The 21,555-nt window shown below is 62.7% G+C and carries 15 protein-coding genes; 11 read left to right on the top strand and 4 right to left on the bottom strand.

Annotation, left to right across the window (positions count from 1 at the left end):
- The first annotated feature begins 5 nt into the window (after positions 1-5).
- On the top strand, positions 6-1,544 hold the full coding sequence (locus BACI9J_RS10635; RefSeq protein WP_236558657.1) for a hypothetical protein: 1,539 nt from the start codon (positions 6-8) through the stop codon (positions 1,542-1,544).
- Between the two features lie 11 nt (positions 1,545-1,555).
- Here BACI9J_RS10635 and BACI9J_RS10630 read toward each other — a convergent pair whose 3' ends face one another.
- Together BACI9J_RS10630 and BACI9J_RS10625 are read right to left on the bottom strand one after the other, a co-directional pair.
- Positions 1,556-2,803: a M20 family metallo-hydrolase gene (locus BACI9J_RS10630; protein ID WP_159734341.1), complete on the bottom strand. Its 1,248-nt coding sequence runs from the start codon at positions 2,801-2,803 to the stop codon at positions 1,556-1,558.
- Entirely contained in the window at positions 2,800-4,515 is a 1,716-nt protein-coding gene (locus BACI9J_RS10625) for an amidohydrolase (RefSeq protein ID WP_159734340.1), read from the bottom strand. The genes BACI9J_RS10630 and BACI9J_RS10625 overlap by 4 nt, the downstream gene beginning before the upstream one ends.
- A gap of 138 nt (positions 4,516-4,653) precedes the next feature.
- Between BACI9J_RS10625 and BACI9J_RS10620 the strand changes: the two genes are divergently transcribed.
- The 3 genes from BACI9J_RS10620 (at position 4,654) to BACI9J_RS10610 (ending at position 8,684) form a co-directional block, all read left to right on the top strand.
- Positions 4,654-5,889 carry a helix-turn-helix domain-containing protein gene (locus BACI9J_RS10620; protein WP_159734339.1) on the top strand — a complete coding sequence of 412 codons (1,236 nt, stop codon included), beginning with the start codon at positions 4,654-4,656 and terminating at the stop codon, positions 5,887-5,889.
- Positions 5,890-6,043: 154 nt separating this feature from the next.
- A complete protein-coding gene (locus BACI9J_RS10615) occupies positions 6,044-7,375 on the top strand; it encodes an MFS transporter (protein ID WP_159734338.1) in 1,332 nt (443 codons plus the stop codon).
- A 31-nt stretch (positions 7,376-7,406) separates the two neighbouring features.
- Positions 7,407-8,684 (top strand): ArgE/DapE family deacylase, encoded by a 1,278-nt coding sequence (locus BACI9J_RS10610; protein WP_159734337.1) that lies wholly within the window; start codon positions 7,407-7,409, stop codon positions 8,682-8,684.
- Here the strand turns inward: BACI9J_RS10610 and BACI9J_RS10605 are convergent.
- Positions 8,644-11,037 (bottom strand): alpha-L-rhamnosidase, encoded by a 2,394-nt coding sequence (locus tag BACI9J_RS10605; protein ID WP_236558656.1) that lies wholly within the window; start codon positions 11,035-11,037, stop codon positions 8,644-8,646. The two genes, BACI9J_RS10610 and BACI9J_RS10605, sit on opposite strands and share 41 nt — an antisense overlap.
- A 110-nt stretch (positions 11,038-11,147) precedes the next feature.
- Here BACI9J_RS10605 and BACI9J_RS10600 point away from each other — a divergent pair, with 110 nt between their 5' ends.
- Complete coding sequence (locus tag BACI9J_RS10600; protein WP_236558655.1) at positions 11,148-11,795, top strand: TetR/AcrR family transcriptional regulator; 648 nt, start codon at positions 11,148-11,150, stop codon at positions 11,793-11,795.
- Here the strand turns inward: BACI9J_RS10600 and BACI9J_RS10595 are convergent.
- A complete protein-coding gene (locus BACI9J_RS10595; protein ID WP_159734334.1) occupies positions 11,792-12,616 on the bottom strand; it encodes an IclR family transcriptional regulator in 825 nt (274 codons plus the stop codon). The two genes, BACI9J_RS10600 and BACI9J_RS10595, sit on opposite strands and share 4 nt — an antisense overlap.
- A gap of 237 nt (positions 12,617-12,853) precedes the next feature.
- Here BACI9J_RS10595 and BACI9J_RS10590 point away from each other — a divergent pair, with 237 nt between their 5' ends.
- The 6 genes from BACI9J_RS10590 to BACI9J_RS24340 are packed head-to-tail and all read left to right on the top strand — an operon-like array spanning position 12,854 to position 21,476.
- The gene (locus BACI9J_RS10590) at positions 12,854-14,410 is read left to right on the top strand and encodes an ABC transporter substrate-binding protein (RefSeq protein WP_159734333.1); all 1,557 of its coding nucleotides are present in this window, start codon (positions 12,854-12,856) and stop codon (positions 14,408-14,410) included.
- Between the two features lie 55 nt (positions 14,411-14,465).
- Entirely contained in the window at positions 14,466-15,419 is a 954-nt protein-coding gene (locus tag BACI9J_RS10585) for an ABC transporter permease (protein WP_159734332.1), read from the top strand.
- Positions 15,416-17,476: a dipeptide/oligopeptide/nickel ABC transporter permease/ATP-binding protein gene (locus BACI9J_RS10580; protein ID WP_159734331.1), complete on the top strand. Its 2,061-nt coding sequence runs from the start codon at positions 15,416-15,418 to the stop codon at positions 17,474-17,476. The genes BACI9J_RS10585 and BACI9J_RS10580 overlap by 4 nt, the downstream gene beginning before the upstream one ends.
- Complete coding sequence (locus BACI9J_RS10575) at positions 17,473-18,480, top strand: oligopeptide/dipeptide ABC transporter ATP-binding protein (protein ID WP_159734330.1); 1,008 nt, start codon at positions 17,473-17,475, stop codon at positions 18,478-18,480. Before BACI9J_RS10580 ends, BACI9J_RS10575 begins: the two co-directional genes overlap by 4 nt.
- 54 nt (positions 18,481-18,534) lie before the next feature.
- A complete protein-coding gene (locus tag BACI9J_RS10570; RefSeq protein ID WP_159734329.1) occupies positions 18,535-19,545 on the top strand; it encodes an alpha/beta hydrolase in 1,011 nt (336 codons plus the stop codon).
- Positions 19,542-21,476 (top strand): alpha/beta hydrolase, encoded by a 1,935-nt coding sequence (locus tag BACI9J_RS24340; RefSeq protein ID WP_236558653.1) that lies wholly within the window; start codon positions 19,542-19,544, stop codon positions 21,474-21,476. Before BACI9J_RS10570 ends, BACI9J_RS24340 begins: the two co-directional genes overlap by 4 nt.
- The last annotated feature ends 79 nt before the right edge of the window (positions 21,477-21,555 follow it).

Below are 21,555 nucleotides of genomic sequence, written 5' to 3'. Positions count from 1 at the left end.
GACTCATGATCAGAAGAATTTTGTGTGCCTGGTTCCTTGCGGTGGCCCTGGCGGCGGTGTCATTGGTGTTCGCAATACCGGCCGAGGCGGGCTCCCAGGTGCACAACCCGTGCCAGCGGCTCAGCTTCGGGCAGGTGAAATTCCCGTCGTACGCGGCCAATCGTGTCACCTTTGCCACTGCAACGGACCGTTCCCAGTCGGCCGTGCTGATCACGGGTTGTGTCCGGTCCGGCAGCGGGTACGTGCAGGAGTGGCAAACCACCGGATTCGCCGGGTCCAAGGGGTTTTCTGCGCAGAACCTGGCATGGGAAGACACTTGGAAGTCTCCCACCGGAAGCTTCAGTTTCACGGAGGCCTTGGGCAGATCCAATCCGGGAACTGCGTTGAAGTACTACACCGTGAACCCCGATTCCCGCTGGGGCGGAGAGCACGGACCCACCTATAACCAATACTTCGAGGGTGTCGGGGGTGAATCCGATGAGAACCTGTGGACCTTCATGAACCAAGGCTTCTACGAGCAAGCCGCGGTCATCAACTGGAACAGGTATCCGGACATGCCCACTGTCCAGGGGGCTTCCTTCGCGATCTTTTTCCATGCCGGCAACGTGCCGAGTGCGGGCTGCATTTCTACGCATCTGGGCACGGTGACGCAGCTTCTGAAAACCAACCGGCCCGGGGACCGCATCATTATGGGCGCGGTGGAGGACGTCTTTACTCCCTTCAGCAGCTCCCCCTTTGGGGCGATCACCAACAAATATGCCGCGATTGGCGGGCCTGCCTACGCGGGGGATCCCGTGAGCAATGAGATGTATGGGCTCAGGAACGGCGGCGCCGGCCAGGCCTTCCAATACGGCTCCATCTATCATTCCCCGGTTTCCGGTACCTTCTTCAGCACCGGCGTGATCCGCAGCAAGTGGGGTTCCACGGGCTTCGAGAACGGCTTCCTTGGATACCCGGCGTCGGATGAAGTGCCCATGGTGCGTGGAGCTTTGGGACAGGCTTACCAGTACGGATCCATTTATTGGGGTGGAAGCACAGGAGCGCACATCAGCATGGGTGCCATCCGTGCTGCCTGGGGTGCCACAGGATACGAACGAGGCTACCTGGGCTATCCCACCACGGACGAAATTTCCGGCATGTCCCAAGGTGGCATCGGACAGGCATACGAGGGCGGCTCCATTTACTTCACCCCTGGCACCGGAGCCCATGTCAGCACTGGCTTGATCCGCAGCAAATGGGCCTCCCTCGGCTACGAGACCGGGGTCTTGGGGTACCCGGTCACGGACGAAATCCGTGGAATGGTGAACGCCGGCGTAGGGCAGGTCTACCAGAACGGTTCCATCTACTACTCGCCAGCCAGTGGCGCCCACGTCAGCATGGGAGCAATCCGCGGTCTCTGGGCTCAGCATGGATACGAAAAGGGCAAACTCGGTTACCCCATTTCCGATGAGTACGTGTCCGCAGGCGCCGTGGTGCAGAACTACCAGGGCGGTACCATCACCTGGTTTGGTTCCAGCGGCAACGTAGCTTTCAAGTCGGCCTAACCCGGATCGCTTTAACCCGGATCACCCTGAAGAAGACGACGCGTCACCTCGGCAAGCAGCTCCACCCCACGCAGCGCGTCCTCATCCCGGGTGTACTCGGCCTCATTGTGCGAGATTCCCTCCACGCTGGGCACGAAGAGCATGACTGTGGGGACTACGTCCTTCATGTTGGTCGAATCATGGCCGGCTACCGTCATGATGTTGGTATGGGTGAAGCCGAGGCGTTCAGCGCTGGCAATACCCAGGGCCACGCCCTCGGGCTGGTAGGCAACCAAACCCCAGTGATGCGTCAGTTCAAGGCTGATCTCCGTGCGGGACCGGTCGGTAGCCTCGCCTGCCCATTTCCCCAAAAGATCTACTGCGCGGGCCAGCACTTCCTCATCGGGGGACCGCAGGTCAAGGTTCATGGTGACCTGCCTGGCAATGGTGACCGGTGAGTTGGGAAGGACGTATAACTCGGACACCGAAGTGTGCAACAGGCCCGGTTCAAACTCGGCGGCAAGTTCCCGGGCAGCGGCGATCAGCAGGGCAGCACCGTAGAGGGCGTCCCTCCGGTCCTCCATTCGTGTGGCTCCGGTGTGGGATTGGGCGCCGTCCACGGTTACCCGGAATTTGCTGGCCGCCCACGTGCGGTCAACCAACCCCACCTGCGTGCCGCTCTCTTCGAGGTTCCGGCCTTGTTCAATGTGGATTTCAGCGTAGCGGGCCACGTTGTTCAGGACAGGTGCGGTACCGTCGGGGGAAATGTGCCCACCGGCCAGAGCCTCGGCCACGGTGGTTCCGCTGTGATCAGTAGTAGCCAAGGCGTCCTTTAGCGGGAGCTTCCCCGTGAAGACCGAGCTTCCCATCATGCTGGGGGTGAAGCGGCTACCTTCCTCGTTGAACCAGTTCACCACTGCAAGGTTGTAGACAGGGTTCAGCTTCCCGGTCCGGGCTTCTGCTGCAACCACCTTGGCGGCCGAGGCGGCGGCAAGCACCCCATAAGCGCCGTCATATTTACCTGCCAGTGGTTGTGAATCAAGGTGGGACCCCAGCAAAACGTAAGGAGCACCCGGAACCAGCTCGATCGTACCGAACTGGTTGCCCGCCTCGTCCACTGATTCTGTGTATCCATTCCGGGCCAACCATTGTCCGAACCATTCACGGGTGCCGTGGTCTGCCTGGGTACCGGCCTGCCGGTCAACGCCTCCACCGCTGGTGGCGCCGAAGGAGGACATTGCCGCGAAGTCGTCCAGGAAGTCGGGGAAGATGCTGCTCATGCTGAGTCCTTAGTTGTCGGTGCTGGTTGAAGTGGCAGTGCTGGTTCGAGTTCTTCGGTTCGAAGCCGGGGTGGGAACTTATCCGCGCCGTATCGGATGTCACCGCCCACCATGGTTGCCAGGACCCGGGTAGCCCCGATTGCAGAGGACTCCACGGTGGTGGGGTCTTGGTTGAGGAATACCAGGTCAGCCAAATATCCGGGGGATAGCCGGCCTTTGATGTCTTGAGTACCCGTAGCTGCAGCCGAACCCGTGGTGTACGCTGCCAAGGCTTCTGCCGCGGTGATCCTTTCGGCGGGACCGTAGATTTCTCCGGAGGGGGTAAGCCTCTCCACGAAAGATTGCATGACATCCAGCGGACGGCCGTTGGAAACGGGCCGGTCGGAGCTGCCAGGCAGAATCACGCCCTTGTTCAGCAGGCTCTTGCCCGGGTATGACCACAGTGTGCGTTTGGGTCCCAGCAAACGTGCCATCCCATCGCCGAACTCGGTGATGAAGTGGGGCTGGGGCACCAGGATTATTCCGGCTTCGGCGATCCTGTCCAGCTGATCGGGCCGGACAACGCCTCCATGCTCAATCCGGTTGGGCAGGGCATTGAGCCCGAACGTTTCCTGGGCTTCAGTGAGGATATCGATCGCATGGTCGATTGCGTGGTCCCCAATGGCATGCATGGCAACCGCCCAGCCGGAACTGTAAGCCCTAAGCGCCGCGTCGCGCAGCTTCTCCGCATCCATCTGAAGGTAGCCGTGGTTGTGGGTACAACCGATGTACTCTTCCGTGACATAGGCGGTGCTGCCCAAGAGTGAGCCGTCGCTGAAGATCTTTACGGGACCAAGACGGAGCCAGTCATCTCCCAGGCCCGTACGTATACCGGTATCCAGGCCACTCGTTACTGCGTCTGAAGCGTGTCCCTGTAACGGACGCAGGGCGTCCAGCACAATCATTGGCTGCATCCTGACGCTGAGCAGGCCCTTGTCCTTTGCGTTCTGGTAGGCCGCGAACTCCTGGGGCGAATGCCCGATCCAGCCGCCCGCGATTCCGGCGTCAGTGACGCTGGTGATGCCTTCGCTCAGGTAATGGGTGGTTGCCAGATCAAGCGCGCGTTCGATGGCTTCCAGGGGATAAGGAAGCAGGAGGTCCTGGACGAGCCGCATCGCGTTTTCTTCGAGCAGCCCGGTGGGACGGCCATCGGGCCCCATCACAACTGCACCGCCGTCCACCCCGGCGTGTATGTCAGCGCCTGCGGCTTCGATCAGGGCCAGTGCTACTCCGTTGAGCGTGCAGGCGTGACCGGAGGAGTGCTTGATCCATACGGGACGTCCGCCGGCGGCTGCGTCAAGAAGGTCGCGATCCGGCTGCCCGCCGTCGAGAAGCAGTGGACTGAAGCCGGAGGCGATCACCCACTCCTTGGGTCCCAGCGACGCCGCTGCCTTCCCGATGACGTCGTAAACCTCATCAAGGCTCCCCACTGACCCCAAGCCTGCTTCCATCAGGCCCAGCCCGAACCAGACGGTGTGTGCATGAACGTCGTTGAAGCCGGGGACGATCGTAGCGCCCGCGGCGTCAATGGTCCGGGCGGCAAGAGCGGCTGCGCCGGCGTCGGGGTCAACAGCAAGTATCTTCCCGTCATGGATAAGCAGGCTCTCCGCAACAGGGCGGGAGGGATCCTGCGTCAGGATGTGAGCGTTGCGGATCAGGAGGTCTACCAGCATGAATCCTCTTTGATAGGGCCCGGGATGTCCGGAGCAAAATGGAGCCGACTTCCATTCAACGCTGGAAAAATAGCTACTTCAATGGACAAAAGCCGCCGCCTTGATGACATGGTTTGGGCGTTTGCCTAAAATCAACGTATGAACCCAGACTCTCCCGAACGTCCCGGCGCCGTCTCGCCCAAGGCCCGGGTCTTCAACCCTCCGCCCTCAACCGAGCCCGAATGGACCGGCCTGATTGGACGACTATGGAAGGAACGGGGGTTGTTGGTCAGCGACTTCCTTGAGCGGTTTGCCGAGATCTCTTATGGCCAAGCCCTGGTTCCTGCGGAGGACATCTACCGCACAGCAGAGGACACCATGGATCTGTTGCTGCTCCGGATGGCGGGAATGGAGCTACCGCCTGACTTGCAGGCCCTTCCCCGTGAAATAGCGAGGCGTCGGGCCAGCCAGGGAGTCCCGCTTGATGCCTTCCTGGAAGCCATCAGAAATGACTTCCGCGTTCTCTGGAAGGGTCTTGAGCGAGTTGCGGGGGACTCCGGAATCGCTCTCCTGGTGGCCAACATGACCAGGGTCCTGGACACGGTGGAAGGCTATGTCAGCAGCATCCAACAGGCGTACGCCGAGGAGGAGGCCCGGTTGACCAGGAATAAGCAGCTTTACCGGCAGCGGATTCTGTCCCGCCTCTTCAACAGCAATCCGGGGATCAACGGTGATCCCGGTACCGCAGGCGAGGTTCAGAGCGTTGGTGACCTTCAGGAAATGGCTGCGGCTTTGGGTGTGGAGGCTGCGGGCACCTTTGAAGTTTTGGGAGTTACGGCCGGCAACATCGCCCATGCCCAGCGTCAATTCGAATCAGAATCCCGGGCATTCCTCTACGAGCATGCCGGAGCCCTATACATCTTTCGTCAGCAACGGAAGAACCGGAGTTGGCGGGAGGCCGGCCCGGAATTTCCTGCCGGCTACGTGCCTGATGTCAAGGGACTCGCCTCGGTCCCCTCGGCCGCCAGGGGCGCCCTTGTGCTGGCGAACAACAGGAGCCCGGGTGTCGGGTTGGCAACGGTGGAGAATACCTGGATGGGAATCGCCTCCGCTTTGCTGGAGCAAGCGCTGCCGGGGTTTTCTGCACGCATCACCGAGGCCTTGGACGGTTGCACGTCCCATGAACGCCAGCGACTTCTTCAAGTGGCCCGGATCTACGGACGAACCGGATCCATTAAGGAGACCTCGGAGGAACTTTACTGCCACCGGAACACCACAGTGAACCGGCTGCATGGCCTGCAGCAAGTGATCGGCTTGGATCTGACGGTCCCGGCCCAGGCTGCTCTGGCACTGGTGGTGTTGAGCGGCTACGAGGATTCGGTGGAGGAGTTGTGATTTTGCACAATTAGCTCATGCAAGGCGGGTGGATATTGTCATTGATGAGTGCGTTCTCACTGGCTTAGTGTCGAAGATAACTCCCCAACCAACGGCCGGAACATCCCGGCCGCAGGATGCGAACTACACTCCACCTGTTCGAAAGGCTCACATCGTGACCACCTCACATCCCGTTCCAACCTCAGAGGGTACCGCTCCGGTGATCTCCGGCAAGGACGCCGGAAAAATTGCCCGCGCCGCCTTCGTCGGCACTGCGCTGGAATGGTACGACTACTATCTCTTCGGCACAGCCGCCGCACTGGTCTTTAATCGTCTCTTCTTTACCAATATGGACCCCACCGCGGCGCTGCTGGCTTCTTTTGCCACGTTTGGTGTCGGCTTCGCAGCGAGGCCGCTGGGGGCAATGATTTTTGGTTACATCGGCGACAGGTTCGGGCGCCGGCCGGCGCTGCTCATCACCATTGTGATGATCGGCGTTGCTACGGCCTTGATCGGCCTGTTGCCTGACTTTGGCAGCATTGGTTTGGCCGCCCCTGTCTTGCTGGCGGTACTGCGGCTGGTCCAAGGTTTGGCTGTCGGCGGTGAGTGGGGTGGTGCGGTGACCATGGCCGTGGAACATGCCCCGGCCGAAAAGCGCGGCCGCTACGCAGCACTGGTCCAGGTAGGATCACCGGTTGCTACCCTGCTTGCGTCCGGGGCGTTCTCCTTGGTCCTGCTCTTCCCCTCCGAGGCCTTCGATGCATGGGGCTGGCGTATTCCGTTCCTGCTGGCCTTCCCTATGCTCGGTGTTGCCCTCTGGATCCGCCTCAAGGTTGAGGAATCGCCCATCTTCAAGGACCTCCTGTCCATGGGTGAGACGTCCAAGGTTCCTGCGTTCGAAGTCTTCCGTAACGCCAGCGGCCGCTTGGTGGTAGCAGTTCTGGCCGCATTGCTTGGCGTGGGCGGCTTCTACATGATCACCACTTTTGTAGTCAGCTACGGCTCCAACACCCTTCACATAGACCGCAACGTCATGGTCAACGCCACCCTGATCGCTGCTGTGGCGCAGATCGTGGTGACGTTCTTCATGGGCCGCCTTGCCGAAAAGATCGGCCCTGGCAAGGTCACCATGTGGGGTGGCATCGCCAGCGCGATCATGGCTTTCCCCTTGTTCGCCATGATCGATACCAAGTCTCCGCTGCTGATCACCCTTGCCATCACTGTGGGGATCATGCTGATTGCTGTCGCTTATGCCGTCAACGGTGCCCTGCTGACCGAACTGTTTCCGCCAAAACTGCGCTACTCGGGTGTGGCTCTGGGGTACAACATCGCAGGTGCCACCAGTGGGTTCATGCCCTTGCTTGCCACCGCCATGCTCGGAGTCTCCGGCAACCAGTCCTGGGGCGCCGCCCTGATCCTTGCCATCATTTCGCTGCTGACCGCGGTGGGCGGCTTCCTCGGTGAGCGCCTGCGGGTGGAAGACAAGCGACTGGTCCGGGATCACTAGAGCGGGCTAAACAGAACCAAGGAATCCTAAAATGATCACCGACGAACAGTCACAGCGAATCCTCGACGCCGTGGACGCCGCCTTCGACGCACAACTGGCTTTCACCCGGGAACTGGTCAAGCATCCCTCCCTCCGCACCAAGGAGGGCAGTGCTCAGGACCTTCTCCATGCTGCGATGGCTGGCCGCGGGCTGGAAATGGACCAGTGGGAACTGGACGCGGAGGAACTTTCCACTCACTCGGGGCACGGGGCTGTGACAGTCTCCTACGAGAACGTCACCAACGTTGTGGGCACCTACCAGCCGAGCGCCGAAACCGGGCGGTCACTCATCCTGAACGGCCACGTTGACGTCGTCCCTGAAGGGCCTGCAGATATGTGGTCCCGCTCCCCGTGGGACGCGCCTGTCATTGACGGGTGGCTGTACGGGCGCGGAGCAGGGGATATGAAGGCGGGTCTGGCGGCGAACCTGTTCGCGTTCGACGCCGTCCGTGCCGCCGGTTTCGAACCTGCGGGCCGGATTCACCTCCAGTCGGTGGTGGAAGAGGAATGCACGGGGAACGGTTCGCTTTCTGCCCTGATGCGCGGCTACCGGGCGGACGCCGTGATCATCCCCGAACCCGAGGAAGACATGCTGGTGCGGGCCAACGTGGGCGTGCTCTGGTTCAAGGTCCGGGTGTCCGGCAACCCTACCCACCCCAGGGAAATGGGCTCGGGCTTCAATGCCATTGACGCCGCCTACACAGCCATCGCCGCCCTTCGGGAGGTGGAAGGTAAATGGAACACTGAACGGGCCAACCATCCATACTTCGAGGATCTGGATCATCCCATCAACTTCAACTTCGGCGGAATAGTGGGCGGCGACTGGCCTTCCAGCGTGCCGGCCTGGTGCGAGTTCGACGTCAGGGCAGCGATCTATCCGGGTATCAGTGCTGATCACGCCTGGTCCGAGCTTCAGGAATGCCTGGCCAATCTGGGCCACGGTGAGGAGCCCATTGACGCCGTTCCGGTAAAGACGGGTTTCTTCGCCGAAGGGTACGTTCTGGAGCCGGGCAGCGAGGCCGAAGCAGTACTGGAGCGCACTCATGCGCAGGTGTTCGGCACGGAGCTGGGCAGCTTCACCACCCCCGGCTACCTCGACGGACGGGTATTCACTCTCTACGCTGACACTCCCACGCTGGTGTACGGCCCCGTTTCGGAGTCCATTCATGGGTTCGATGAACGAGTCTCCGTGGAGTCCATCCGGCGGATCACCAAGAGCATCGCATTGTTCATCGCCCAATGGTGCGGGATTGAAGAAGCGGCGCACTGAAGCGGTGCGAGCCCCCTGTAACAGCGTGCACAGACCCATCCGGCAGTCGCACACACGCCCGCACGGCGTGCGGAATCTGAACGTGGAGGCTAAACACCCCATGGGAACTGGTCCAGTCGCTGCTGATCCGCCCGTGGGGCGTCACGACGGCGGCACTCGCTGAGGTGATGCCCCCTCCGGGCTGTGGTGCTATGGTCACTGTCCGGTAAGCGGTCCCGGCCTCATCCGGGTTTTCCGGGATTTGGATGCCGGCCAAATGGGTATAGAGGAAGGACCCCGCGGCGCCTTTGCTGTAGTGGTTCAAGGAGCCCCGGGCGCCGCTGCTGGTGACGCCGTCCCACCATTCCCACATGGTGCTGGCACCGGATTCGAGCATGCCAAGCCATGAAGGTGTGCCACTGGCAAGCAGGAGCTCGTAGGCCAGTTCGAGGTAGCCATGGTCCGCCAGCGTCGGCAGCAGGAGGCCGGTGGAAAGGAAGCCTGTACCCAGGCGGTCATGGTTGAGTCGGATGAGCTCCGCCAGCCGGGCGGCAGTCAGGTCCTCCAGCTCCGGGGGGACCAGGCCGAACGCCAGGGCCCGGACGTAGTGGCCCTGTGATTCTTCACTTAGCCGCCCGGCGGTGTCCAGGTATTCTGCCTGCCAGGCAGCACGGACGCTGGCGGCCAACGATTGGTACGCAGTTGCAGTTTCCTGCTCGCCCAGAACGTTCGCGGTCCTCGCCAGGAGGGTAGCGGAGCGGAACAGGAAGGCCGTTGCCACGATCCCGTGATCACGGGAGGGGTCCGGATTCGGTGGGCTGTCCGGTTCCAGCCATTCCCCGAAATGGAAGCCGGTGTCCCACAGGAATTTCTCGTGGGGTTGGGGCGTGGGCTTTACGGCCTCCCGGTCCGGGTGGCGTGCGGAGGCTGCCGCTGAGGCGGCGTAATCAACCCAACGCCGCATGGACGGCAGTGCTCGAGCCAGGGCGTCCTTGTTGCCATAGGCACGCCAAAGCGACCACGGAACCAGAACGGCGGCGTCGCCCCACCCGGCTGAGCCCGTCGCCAGATCCTCGAAGAAGTTGCCGGAGGGTCCATCACCGGCCGGGTTGGGAACCACGGTGGGTACGCGGCCGTCCGGCCACTGGTCTGCTGTGAGATCCTGCAGCCACTTTTCGCTGAATCCCGAGACATCGAACATGAGGGCGGCCGTATCCACAAAGACCTGCCAGTCGCCGGTAAACCCGGACCGTTCCCGTTGCGGGCAGTCCGTGGGGACATCGCAAGCGTTGCCGCGGAAGCTCCATAGGATGGCGTCATGGAGGGCATTGAGGCGGGAATCGCTGCATTCGAAGGTGCCGGTGCGTTGAAGGCCGGTGTGGACCACTACGGCGGTGACGTCTTCGGGTAAGACGGGGCTGCCTCTTCTTTCGAGCTGCACGTACCTAAAGCCATGCGTGGTGTGCCGTGGCTCAAAAACGTCTCCGGGACGACCTGCCGAAATCACTTCATCCACCTGGCCGGCGGGCAGGGGAGTCTTGCTGGTGAAGTCAAAGGCACGGAGGTTTTCAGTGCTTACCAAGCCCGCTTCATCCAAGACTTCTCCATGGCGGAGGGTGGTGAGTGTGCCCTCAGGGCCGAGTTCGCTTAGACGGACCCAGCCGTTGATGTTCTGACCAAAGTCCACCACGGTTACTCCCGGCATCGGAACCGAGACGCCGGCTGGGCTGAGATCCTCAACGCGGCGCACAGGCGGAGCATTCGGCCCAACCAGGCGTTCCCGATTGTCGTAGAGCCCGCCTTGGCGGGTAACCGCTGGTACCCAGCCATCCGGCGTCGTGGACTCATTCCGGGCATGGTAGAGCCGGAAGTCCACCGTCTGTCCGTCCATGAGGTCGGCGCGGGTGATGTGGCTTTCGCTCGAACGCCAGGCGTTGTTTGTCACTGCCAGCATGCGGGCTGGAGTGGAAACGCCGGCGAGGAAGGCGGTGTCCCTGCCGAATCCATCGGCGCGACGCTCGAATCCATGCCGCCCCCGGAACCATCCATCCGACAGCAGCGCCCATATGGTGTTCTCCCCGCTGACCAGCAGGTCTGTGATGTCCCATGACTGCACCTGGAGGCGTTTGCGGTATGAGGTAAAACCAGGAGTCAGTTCTTCATCACCCACACGGCTGCCGTTGACGAACAGCTCGTAGAGGCCGTGGGCAGTTGCATGGATGGTGGCTTTCCCGTCCTGGGTAGTCCAGGTGAAGTTGCTTCGGAGCCAGTAGGCAGGGCGCATGCCGGGTGCGGCCGCCTCTGTTTCTACAGGTGAGATCCAGGCGGCCTCACGCAGGGCATCGCGTGGTGCGGTGGATAGTTGATCGATCACGGGAGCTCCTCTGGGAAAAGCCGGCAGCGTTGCCGCTTTCGCCAATGCTAGATCATAAAAACCATGCATGCACTGTTTTTACGGATCGCCGGTATGACTACCCTGAGAACGTGCGAACGCGAAGAAAAACCGGCAGCTACGAAGTGGGGCGCGCCAAGCGTGCCGAAATCCTGGACGTGGCCACCCGGCTCTTCGCCGCGTCCGGCTACCACAAGGTGCCGCTTTCGCAGATCGCCGCAGATGTGGGGCTCAGCGAGAGCGGCCTCCTCCATCACTTCCGGTCCAAGAAGCACCTGCTGCTCGCTGTGGCAGAACGTCGCCTTGAGCAAACCGCCCTGTGGTGGGGTTCCCGGCGGCATGATGGCGAGGATGATCCGCTTGAGGTGTTTCGGAACATGGTGGAATCAACCCGCGAGCTCGTTCGGGAGCCGGGTCTGATTGAGCTGTTCGTGCTGATCTCTGCCGAGGCAGCGGACGCCACAACGCCGGCCCACCAGTTGTATGCCTCGTGGTATCAGCGGGCCGTGGACGAAACTGCCCAACGGCTCCGCGACGGGGTGGAGCGCGGTTTCCTGGAGCCTGGCACCAACGTGGGCGGCTGCGCGCGCGAGATCATTGCCGTCAGCGATGGCCTGCAATTGCAATGGGTGCTGTCAGGCGGGGAGGTGGACCTTGTTGAGGCAATCCGCGACCACTCACGCCGGCTGGCCCGCGCACTCCTGACCCCGGAACACGCCGCTGCTGCGGACGGACTTTAGCGCATCCGCACACTTTCGCTTGGGCCGGGGTTGAAACCGAGGTTTCGCGACACTGCCCTTGCGGTGGCCTGCACGGCAGGAGCCAGGACGTTGGGAGGCGTCGCGCCGTCGGGCACCACGATGGACAGTGCGGCAACCACCAGGCCCTCGGCGCCAAAAATAGGTGAAGCCACGGACACCGTTCGCGACGGTGCCGTGCGGCGGATCATTGCCAGCCCGGTTCGCCGGACGTCGGACAACGTGCGTCTCAACTGGCCTTCCGGCATGGAGTCCACTCCCACTTCGAGATCGGGAGGTTGGCTGATGACTGACTCCTGGAACGCCGTGTCGGCTCCCGATAGCAGGACCAGGCCCACCGCCGTAGACCTCAACGGCGCTCTGCCACCAACGCGATAGGCGACTTCGGTTGCCTCCTTTGAGGAGAGCCGTTCGATCAGGACTGCTTCGTTCTTGTCGCGAACAGCCAGCAGGACGTGGTGGCGGGTCACTGCAAAAAGATCTTCAAGGTAAGGCAATGCGATCTCGCGAACGCCGTGGCCGCGGGGCGACAAAGACGCCACTTCCCACAAGCGGACGCCCACCACGTACCGGCCGTCTTCCAATCGCTCCAGGGCACCCCATGCCACAAGCCGTGCAATGAGCCGCAGGGCAGTGGGGGCCGGCATGCCGGCAAGCCGCGCCATTTCGGACAGCGTCAATGCACGACGACGGTCGCTGAAGACCGCCAGCAGGCTCAAGGCGCGGTCAATGACGGGTTCGCCCTGCTTGGGCCGCTTGCCGCGCAGCGGCTTTTCGGTGGTGTCCCCATCCTGGATCGGCATCCTGATGAATCCTTTCAATATCCCGCAGTGATCTCCACCACAATACTGTTTCAACCAATGAAATCCACAGGGGGCAAAGTGCCGCCCGCCTACGACTCTTGAAGAAGCCGGTTACCGGAAGCCATCTGACGAGAGGGCGCCGACGGATCGGCCCGGGCAGGTCACAGCCGACCACCTCCAGGCCTCCGGTCCCACATCCCGACTCACGATTCCATCACAAATGCGAAGGCGCAGCACATGAATCTCATCTCCTCACCTGTACGTCGGAGCGCGGCCGTCCTGGCCGGGGCGCTCTTTCTGGGGTCCCTGACAGCCTGTGGCGGCGGTACCGCAGCCACGTCCGCCGTGGACAAGAGCACGCTGACCATTGCCACCGATAGCGACAGCGCGTCATTCGGCTACGACCCCTTGCGGGTATCGGATGCCCAGCGGCAGTTCTTCGAAGGCCTGTACGAAAATCTGATGACGCTGCAGCCCGATGGCAGCGCCGGCCCGGGCCTGGCCAAGGAATTCAGCTACAACGCGGACAACACCGTGCTGACACTTACACTCAAGGAAGGCGTCACCTTCACCGACGGTTCCACGCTGGATGCAGCGTTGGTTAAGGCCAACCTGGACCGCCGCAGTGACACTGCCCTGAGTGCCTACTCAGCCGTTGCCAAGGGCGGCGCTCAGGAAATTGCGTCCGTTGATGTGGTGACGCCCACCCAGGTAGCCATCACCTTTGCCAAGGCCCAACCCGGTTTTGAAAAGAACCTCACCTCCACATTGGGCATGATCGTGGGCAAGAACGCTGTCACTGACACCGCCGGCCTGGCCACAACGCCGGACGGCTCGGGCCCCTACACGCTGGACAGCGCCGCCACAGTCAAGGGCAATAAGTACGTCTTCACCAAGAATGAGAAGAACGCGGATGCTTCCAAGTACCCGTACAACAAGATCACGTTCAGCGTCATCATGGATCCGCAGGCCCGGGCGAACGCCCTGGTTTCCGGTCAGGCAGACGTTGCTTCCCTCACTTCGCCCACGGTGGACTTCGCCAAGTCCAAGGGCGTTGGCGTTTCCCAAATCGGCGGCACCGTGCAGACCATGATCTCGTTCGACAAGATCGGCAAAACATCACCGGCCTTTGCCAGCGAGAAGGTTCGCCAGGCCTTCCAGTACGCCATTAACCGCCAAGCGTTGGTTGATGCCCTCCACAAGGGAGACATCCCGGCATGGAACGCCTTGCCCAAGGATTCGGCAGGCTTTACTGAAGAACTGAACTCCAAGTACGCCTACGACCCCGCCAAGGCAAAGAGCCTGCTGGCTGAGGCCGGATACGCCGACGGCTTCGAGTTCACCATCCTTGCCGGACCCCAGACGCAGACTGACCTCCAGGCCGTCCAGAAAGATCTGGCCGCCGTGGGAATCACCATGAACGTCAAGTTGGCGGCTTCCACAGACGAAGCATTCGCTGCTGTTGCCACGACGCCCCTGGGCTACGCCCCGCTGGGCTGGGACAACCCGGTTGGATTGATGTACGGAGCGATCCTGAGCGGCTTCACCAACGTGCAGAAGGCTACGGACGATCAGCTGAACGCTGCCACTGCAGAAGCGGCAGCGGCCAAGGACGACAATGCCAGGAAGGCCGCGTTGACCAAACTCAATACGCGCCTGGTTGAGTCCGGCTGGATGATCCCGCTGTACGAATCCCTTACCAACCAGGGCTACAACACCAAAAAGGTCCAGCAGGTGAAGTTCGCCGGGACCAACGTGTATCCGCTGCTCTCCTCTTACGCACCCACCAACTGATCCACCGAACAGGCCGGGCGCCACGCCCTCAACAGCTTGGCGTCCGGCCCGACCAATGGAGGTCACCATGGCAATGTTTGTCACCAAGCGCCTGCTGATGGCGCTTGCCACCGTCTTGGTGGTGGCGGTGCTGGCATTCCTGCTGGTCCACGCCATGCCCGGCAGCCCGGGCGCAGTCTCACTGGGAGCAGGTGCTTCGCAGGAAGCCATAGAACAGTTGAACCAAAGCCTCGGTTGGAATGACCCCCTGGTGGTTCAGTTCTTCCGCTGGTTGGTTGAGGCGGTTCAAGGAAACTTCGGAGCCTCGCTCATTGACGGCCGGTCCATCAGCGCAGACCTTGCCAACAGGCTTCCGGTTACCGCTTCCCTCGCCGCAGGCGCTACCGTTCTCAGCGCTGTCTTCGGCATAGTCCTGGGAGTCACCGCGGCTGTTCGCGGCGGGTTCCTGGATCAGCTGATCGGCGGGTTTGTTGGACTACTCGTGGCACTGCCGGCCTTCTGGATCGGCGTCATCTTCGTTTACCTCTTCGCCGTCCAATCCTCGGTTTTCCCGGCCACGGGCTATGTGCCCTTTGAAGTGTCAGCACAAGACTGGGCGATGTCCCTGGCGCTCCCGGTGATCACCTTGGCGGTGGGCGGCGCTGCGTTCATTGCCCGCCAGACCCGCGCTTCAATGCTCGAGGCCTTGCAGCAGGAACACATCCGGACCCTCCGGGCCACAGCCACCCCCACGTGGAAGATCCTGTACGTCCACGCCCTGCGGTACGCCAGCCTGCCGATTGTGGCCGGCATCGCGCTCCAGTTCATCGGCCTGTTCGGCGGCTCGGTCATTGCCGAGCAGCTGTTTGCCATGCCGGGCCTTGGACAAGCCGTCCAAACCTCCGTCAGCACCCACGATGCCCCTGCGGTTCAAGGCGTTGTAGTCATCGCCACAGTTGTGGTGGTGGCCGTAAACCTGGTGCTTGAACTCGCCACCAAATTCCTTGACCCGAAGTTGCGTGCCTCATGATTCCCACACTCCCGGCGACTCCTCCCTCCACCCCCCGCAAGAACGCGCTCACAAAGCTCTCCGGCCACCGCCTGTTGGCTTCCCCGGCCGGTCTCGCCGGCACGGTGTGGCTCGCTGCGATGGTCATAGCCTCCCTGACTGCGCCGTGGTGGTTGCCCTTCAAAACAGAGGACCAGGATTTCACAGCTGTCCTCACCGGCCCCACTGCAGTGCACTGGTTGGGAACGGACGAGTTGGGGCGCGACATCCTCAGCCGCATCTTCGCCTCAGCAGCCGAAACCCTGGGGACCTCGTTCATCACGGTGATCGTCGGCGTCGGACTCGGCACTCTGCTGGCCCTGACAGCGGCGAACAGCCAGCGGGGCGAGGGCATCATCAGCCGCGTCACCGAAATCATGATGTCGCTTCCCGGAACGGTGATCATCCTGGCAGTCATTGGTGCCGTGGGCACCAATATCCCTTTGATCATGGCGATCCTCGGCGTGCTGATTTCCGCCGGGATCTACCGGGTGATGCTCGGCCAGGCCAAGTCGTTGCAGAACCAGCTGTATGTGGATGCCGCAAAGGTGGATGGTCTGGGGCCACTGGCCATCAGTACCCGCCACGTGCTGCCCGGCCTGGCCACAACCATTGTGGTGCAATCCGCGCTGATCTTCGCGGTGGGTCTGCTGATCCAAGCAGGCCTGGCCTTCATCGGCTTTGGTCCGCCCCTGCCGCAGCCCAGTTGGGGCGGCATGATCCAGAGCGCGTCACAGCACGTTTATGACGCCCCGTGGCTCATGGTTCCCACCGGCGTCGTGCTGGCACTGACGGTGCTTTCCGCCAACGCCATCGGCAACGCCCTGGGCAAAGCCCCTAACGCTACGGCCTCGCACCTGCCCTCAGCGTCCATCCGCCGCAGGCGGGCGGACCAGGCTGCTGCAGCGGCAGCCTCTGCCCCTCCGGTCCATGACTCGCCTGAGGCCGGCAAGCTCAGTGTCCGGGGACTCTCCGTAGGGGTCGACGGCGGTACTCCGCTGGTCACGGACGTCTCGTTCGACGTCGAACCCGGCACCGTTCTGGGCCTGGTTGGGGAGTCAGGCTGCGGTAAGACGATGACTGCCTTGTCGCTCATGGGGCTGTTGCCCTCCGGTGTGGCTGTGACGGGCGGGCAGATCCTCTGGAACAACAAGAACCTGGCTGCCGCGACGGATAGGGACATGGAGGCCATCCGTGGCCGCGACGTCGCCCTGATCTCACAGGAGCCGATGCGGGCACTCGATCCCATGTTCAGTGTGGGATACCAGTTGATCTCCGCGATACGTCGCTTACGCTCCGTGGGTAAAGCTGCCGCCAAAGCCGAAGCGCTGAGCTTGCTGGACAAGGTGGGCATTGTCGATGCCAAGCGCATCCTCAAGACCTATCCGCACCAGATCTCCGGCGGCATGGCCCAACGCGTGGCCATCGCTTTGGCCCTGTCCGGGCAGCCCCGACTCCTGGTGGCAGATGAGCCCACAACGGCACTCGATGTCACCGTCCAGGCAGAGATCCTCTCCTTGCTGCGGTCGCTGGTGAAGGACACCGGAATGTCTGTGGTCATGGTGACGCACGACCTCGGCGTTGTTGCCGATATCTGCGACCAGGTGGCCGTCATGTACGCCGGTCAAGTGGTGGAGAACGGTTCCACTGTCAACATCCTGGACGACCCCCGGCACCCGTACACGCTGGCCCTCCTCGCTGCCGACCCCCATGCGAACACCGCACACGACATGCCCGAGCGCCTTGCCACCATCAAAGGCCAGGTTCCGCAGCCGAAGGACTGGCCTGCCGGTTGCCGCTTCGCAGCACGCTGCCAGTTCGCCGGCTCCGCATGCCTGGTACCCGTACCGCTGCTGGCTTCCGGAAAAGATTCGGGCCTGGTTCGCTGCGTCAAGGCCGACGAACTGGCCGTGGAAGGACTGGCATGGGTGCACACCGACTTTCCTGCGGAGCACACCGACTTTCCTGCGGAGCACACCGTCCCGGCGGAAGTTCCCGCCCGGCATCGGCTGGACATCATTGAAAAGGACATGGCATGAGCATCGAAACCCCACTGCGCCGCGGGCAGGACACCACTGTCCAGCAGACACCCATGCTTGAAGTCACGGATCTGGTAGTCCGGTACGGCCGCGGGCGTAAGGCAGCCGCCGCGTCGGCCGCGGTCGACGGCGTCAGCTTCACTATCCAGCCCGGCGAAACCGTTGGGCTCGTAGGGGAGTCCGGGTCCGGCAAGTCGACCATCGGCAAAGCGATCCTGGGACTGCAGAAGGTCTCCGGCGGCTCTGTGAAATTCCAAGGCGAGGACATCACGCACGCCAACTCCGGCAAGCGCCGCACCACTGGCAGTGAGCTCAGGGCCGTCTTTCAGGACCCCAACTCGTCCCTGAATCCCCGCAAGACAATCGGCGCTTCCTTGGCAGAGCCGTTGCGTGTTCGAGGCATCTCCGCGACGGATGCCCGGACACGGGCCGAGGACATGCTGGAACGGGTGGGCTTGCCACGGGATGCTGTGGACAGGTATCCGAGCCAGTTCTCCGGCGGCCAGCGCCAACGCATTTCCGTGGCCCGCGCGCTCATCTGCGAGCCCAAGCTAGTAGTCTGCGACGAAGCCGTGAGCGCCCTGGACCTCTCCACCCAAGCGCAGGTGCTGAACCTCCTGGCCGACCTGAGGGACGAACGGGGGCTGAGCTACCTGTTCATCGCACACGACATCTCCGTGGTCCAGTTCCTGGCCCGGCGCGTGGTGGTGCTGTACCGCGGGCAAGTGATGGAATCGGGCCCCGCCGCCGCTGTGACAGAGAACCCGAAACACCCTTTCACCCAGGCCTTGGTGGCTGCGTCTCCGGTTCCCCGGCCCGCGGAACAGGCGGAGAGGCGGGCTGTCCGCGAATCCCTGGGGATCCGCACTGCCGCCGCCGCGGCGGCAACCCCGGGTGGCTGCCCGTTCCGTCAGCGCTGCCCGTTGGCCACTGAGCTCTGCGCCACCGAACGACCTGCACTGCGCCGTGTGGGCGAATCGGATGTCGCCTGCCATTACGCCTGAATTACCAGCAAGCTTTCCTACCACCAACTTCATCGAAGCTTCCAGGAGGAACACATGACACTAGAGACCGCCGAACACCGCGCGCCCACCCCGCCTCCGTTCCCGGCTTTCCATGCACCGGGCCAGCCAGTGGCAGTATCCGATGACTCGATGGTCCACCGCGAGCTCAGCTATGCAATTGCCGTAGGCTTCCGGCGACTATCCATGGACATTTGGCTTCCGCGCAAGGCGGCAGCTTCAGCCGTACCACTGGTGGTGTGGATCCATGGAGGCGCATTCCAGCTGGGAGACCGCCGCGAACTACCCCCAACGTTCGCGCCGGACTCGGTGTTCCGCCTCCTGAACCAATCCGGTATTGCTTGCGCCACCGTGGACTACCGGCATTCGTTGGAAGCGCCCTTCCCTGCGCAACTGCACGACATCAAGGCAGCGGTCCGGTATCTTCGCCAGCACGCAGGTGACCTTGGGATCGATCCGGAAAGGATCGGAGCCTGGGGAGAATCCGCTGGTGGGCATCTCGCGGCGTTGCTTGGCCTCACCGGTACCCGTGAAGACCTCGAAGGCGGCCTGGGCGTCCAAGGACAGTCCAGCTCCGTGAGTGCGGTGGTGGACTTCTTCGGAGTGTCCTCCTTGAACCACATGCCCCCGATGACGGCGGCAAATGACTTGATGGGCCCGGCACTGCTGGCTGCTGTGCCTGAGGGAACGTCAGTGCACCCGGAGACCATGTTGGTAGGTGGTTCCACTGATCCGGTGGTGCTGGACGCGGCCAGTCCGAGCAACTACGTGACGCCGGATGCTGCGACGTTCCTGCTGGTTCACGGCGACTCAGACGGCCTGGTGCCGCTGTCCCAGAGCGAACTTCTGGCAGACCTGCTAAGTCAGGCGGGCGTCCGGCACGAGCTCATCATCGTTCCAGGTGCTGACCATTGCTTCTTCTTTGCCGAAGACCAGCTGGACGGAATCCTTGGCACGTCCGTTGACTACTTCCGGAGAGAATTTGGCATGGCGGAATCCCCAATGCCGGGTAAAATACCGCCGCCGCCCGAATCAGTCCAGCCATGACCCTGGATCGCCAGCTTGCACGCGCCATGGTGCATGTGGCCGGGGTAGAGTCCTTTGCCCAACTGCTATCGGATCCGTCCGGGGCCGAACGGCTCGAGGCCTTCAATGGGGGCGGCTTCGACTATTCACTTCCTGAGGTACCGGTCTGCGTGGTCCACGCCCCGGGTCCGAGCGGAGCGGTCCCCATCCGCGTTTACGGAACCAGGCGCCCGGCGAAGCCCGGTTTTGCCGACACCGGCGTACCGGGACTCGTGTGGCTGCACGGTGGTGGATTTACCGGCGGCGACCTGGACATGCGGGAAGCTGACCAGCTGGCCCGCGAACTCGTTCAGCGTACCGGCGGGGTAGTCTTCTCCGTCGACTACCGCCTGGCGCGGGAAGGTGTGCACTTCCCGGTTCCGCACGAAGACGCCCTCGCTGCTTGGCTCTGGGCGGCCGGCCACGCCGAAGAGTTCGGGGTTGTTCCGGGAACACTGTGCCTGGGCGGTGCAAGCGCCGGGGCAAACCTGGCTGTGGGCGCCGCGATGTACTTGAACGACATCGGAGAGCCGCTGCCCGCCAAGATGCTCCTGGCCTATCCCTTCCTGCACTCGGAACTGCTTCCGTTGGCCGATCCCGACGGAACGTTCTCGGCCGTTCCCCGGATCCTGCGTCTCACCCCGGACGACTGCCGGCGAATGCTGGAGAACTACATCGGCGGTCCCGTAGGCATGGCGTCCTCCTACGCCGTGCCAGGTAATGCGGACCCTTCCGGAATGCCACCCACGGCAGTCCTGGCCTGCGAATACGATGATCTTCGCACCTCGGCAGAGCACTATGCTGACAGCCTCCGTCAGGCCGGTGTCCCCGTCCGGTACAGGCTGGAGCAGGGAGCCACCCATGGATTCCTGAACCACTCAGCCGCCATGGATATTGTGCAGCGTGGGCTGTCCTTCCTCGCTGCCGAGCTAACATCGGCTGCGACGGTTTCAATGATTGGAATCGGCGGTTCAGGTTCAAGCGCCGGTCCTACATTCTTGGATGAACAGGCCGGGACAAACGTGATCCCGCTGAGGCAACAGAGGGAATCAATGATGACGGAAGGTCGCGTGCTGAAAAGTATCGAATTCGCCCGTACCGGCGAGGACGGTTCGCGCCCGCTGTTGTTGGACCTCTACCTGCCCGCCGGACAAGACGGGCCCCACCAGCAAGGCCGCCCGGCCGTCGTTCATTTCCACGGCGGCGGCTGGCGCGTCGGTGAGCGTTCATCCCTGGGACCCGTCTGCGACAGCTTTGACCTGACTCCTTTCGATGTTCTTACTGAAGCCGGGTTCGTGGTGGTTTCTGCGGACTACCGGCTCAGTGACCAAGCACAGTTCCCTGCGCAGCTTCATGATGCGCAGGCCGCAGTGCAGTGGCTCCGGGACCACGCCAATCAGTATGCAGTGGACCCGGACCGCATCTATGCGTGGGGTGACTCTGCGGGAGGGCACCTGGCCAGCCTTGTAGGTCTCGCAGCCTCCAAGGCCGGCGAAGACCTGGTCGCCGCCGTCGCCGCCTGGTACCCGCCCACAGACCTGGTGCACATGGGGGAGCAAGCACTGCCGAACGCCGTTGCCCGCGCCAGCGACCCCGGCTCCCGCGAGGAACTCCTGGTGGGCGCTGTGCTGGCAGAGCAGCCGGACAAGGCAGCAGCCGCGAGCCCCATCAGCTACGTCAGCTCCCATGCTCCGCCCTTCCTTTTGATCCACGGCACCGCTGACCGCTTCGTTCCAGCAGCCCAATCACAGTCGCTTGCGGCCGAACTTGAGAAGGCCGGCGCCGACGTCGAACTTCTCCTGATCGAGGACGCGGACCACATGTGGCAGCTCCCTGACGGCAGCCCGGCCGCGGCCGGGAAGGCGCTCGCCGCCACTGTCGCTTTCTTCCGTCAACAAGCGGCCCACCCATAACTTTCCATCACCAACCTGCATCACCCCACGGGGTCTCCTTGCCATGCCCTCCTACCAAATATCGCCCGCGGGCGAAGCT

Source organism: Arthrobacter sp. 9V (genome assembly GCF_902506065.1).
Classification (GTDB): domain Bacteria; phylum Actinomycetota; class Actinomycetes; order Actinomycetales; family Micrococcaceae; genus Arthrobacter.
The sequence above is the reverse complement of the archived record's forward strand: the minus strand, read 5'-3'. Positions and strand labels throughout refer to the sequence as shown.

Bases quoted from the DNA above. Each gene is read 5' to 3' on its own strand.
- BACI9J_RS10620 (WP_159734339.1), top strand. From the start codon at position 4,654: ATGAACCCAGACTCTCCCGAACGTCCCGGCGCCGTCTCGCCCAAGGCC.
- BACI9J_RS10575 (WP_159734330.1), top strand. From the start codon at position 17,473: ATGAGCATCGAAACCCCACTGCGCCGCGGGCAGGACACCACTGTCCAG.
- BACI9J_RS10570 (WP_159734329.1), top strand. From the start codon at position 18,535: ATGACACTAGAGACCGCCGAACACCGCGCGCCCACCCCGCCTCCGTTC.
- BACI9J_RS10595 (WP_159734334.1), bottom strand. From the start codon at position 12,616: ATGCCGATCCAGGATGGGGACACCACCGAAAAGCCGCTGCGCGGCAAG.
- BACI9J_RS10625 (WP_159734340.1), bottom strand. From the start codon at position 4,515: ATGCTGGTAGACCTCCTGATCCGCAACGCTCACATCCTGACGCAGGAT.
- BACI9J_RS10580 (WP_159734331.1), top strand. From the start codon at position 15,416: ATGATTCCCACACTCCCGGCGACTCCTCCCTCCACCCCCCGCAAGAAC.
- BACI9J_RS24340 (WP_236558653.1), top strand. From the start codon at position 19,542: ATGACCCTGGATCGCCAGCTTGCACGCGCCATGGTGCATGTGGCCGGG.
- BACI9J_RS10630 (WP_159734341.1), bottom strand. From the start codon at position 2,803: ATGAGCAGCATCTTCCCCGACTTCCTGGACGACTTCGCGGCAATGTCC.
- BACI9J_RS10635 (WP_236558657.1), top strand. From the start codon at position 6: ATGATCAGAAGAATTTTGTGTGCCTGGTTCCTTGCGGTGGCCCTGGCG.
- BACI9J_RS10585 (WP_159734332.1), top strand. From the start codon at position 14,466: ATGGAGGTCACCATGGCAATGTTTGTCACCAAGCGCCTGCTGATGGCG.
- BACI9J_RS10590 (WP_159734333.1), top strand. From the start codon at position 12,854: ATGAATCTCATCTCCTCACCTGTACGTCGGAGCGCGGCCGTCCTGGCC.
- BACI9J_RS10610 (WP_159734337.1), top strand. From the start codon at position 7,407: ATGATCACCGACGAACAGTCACAGCGAATCCTCGACGCCGTGGACGCC.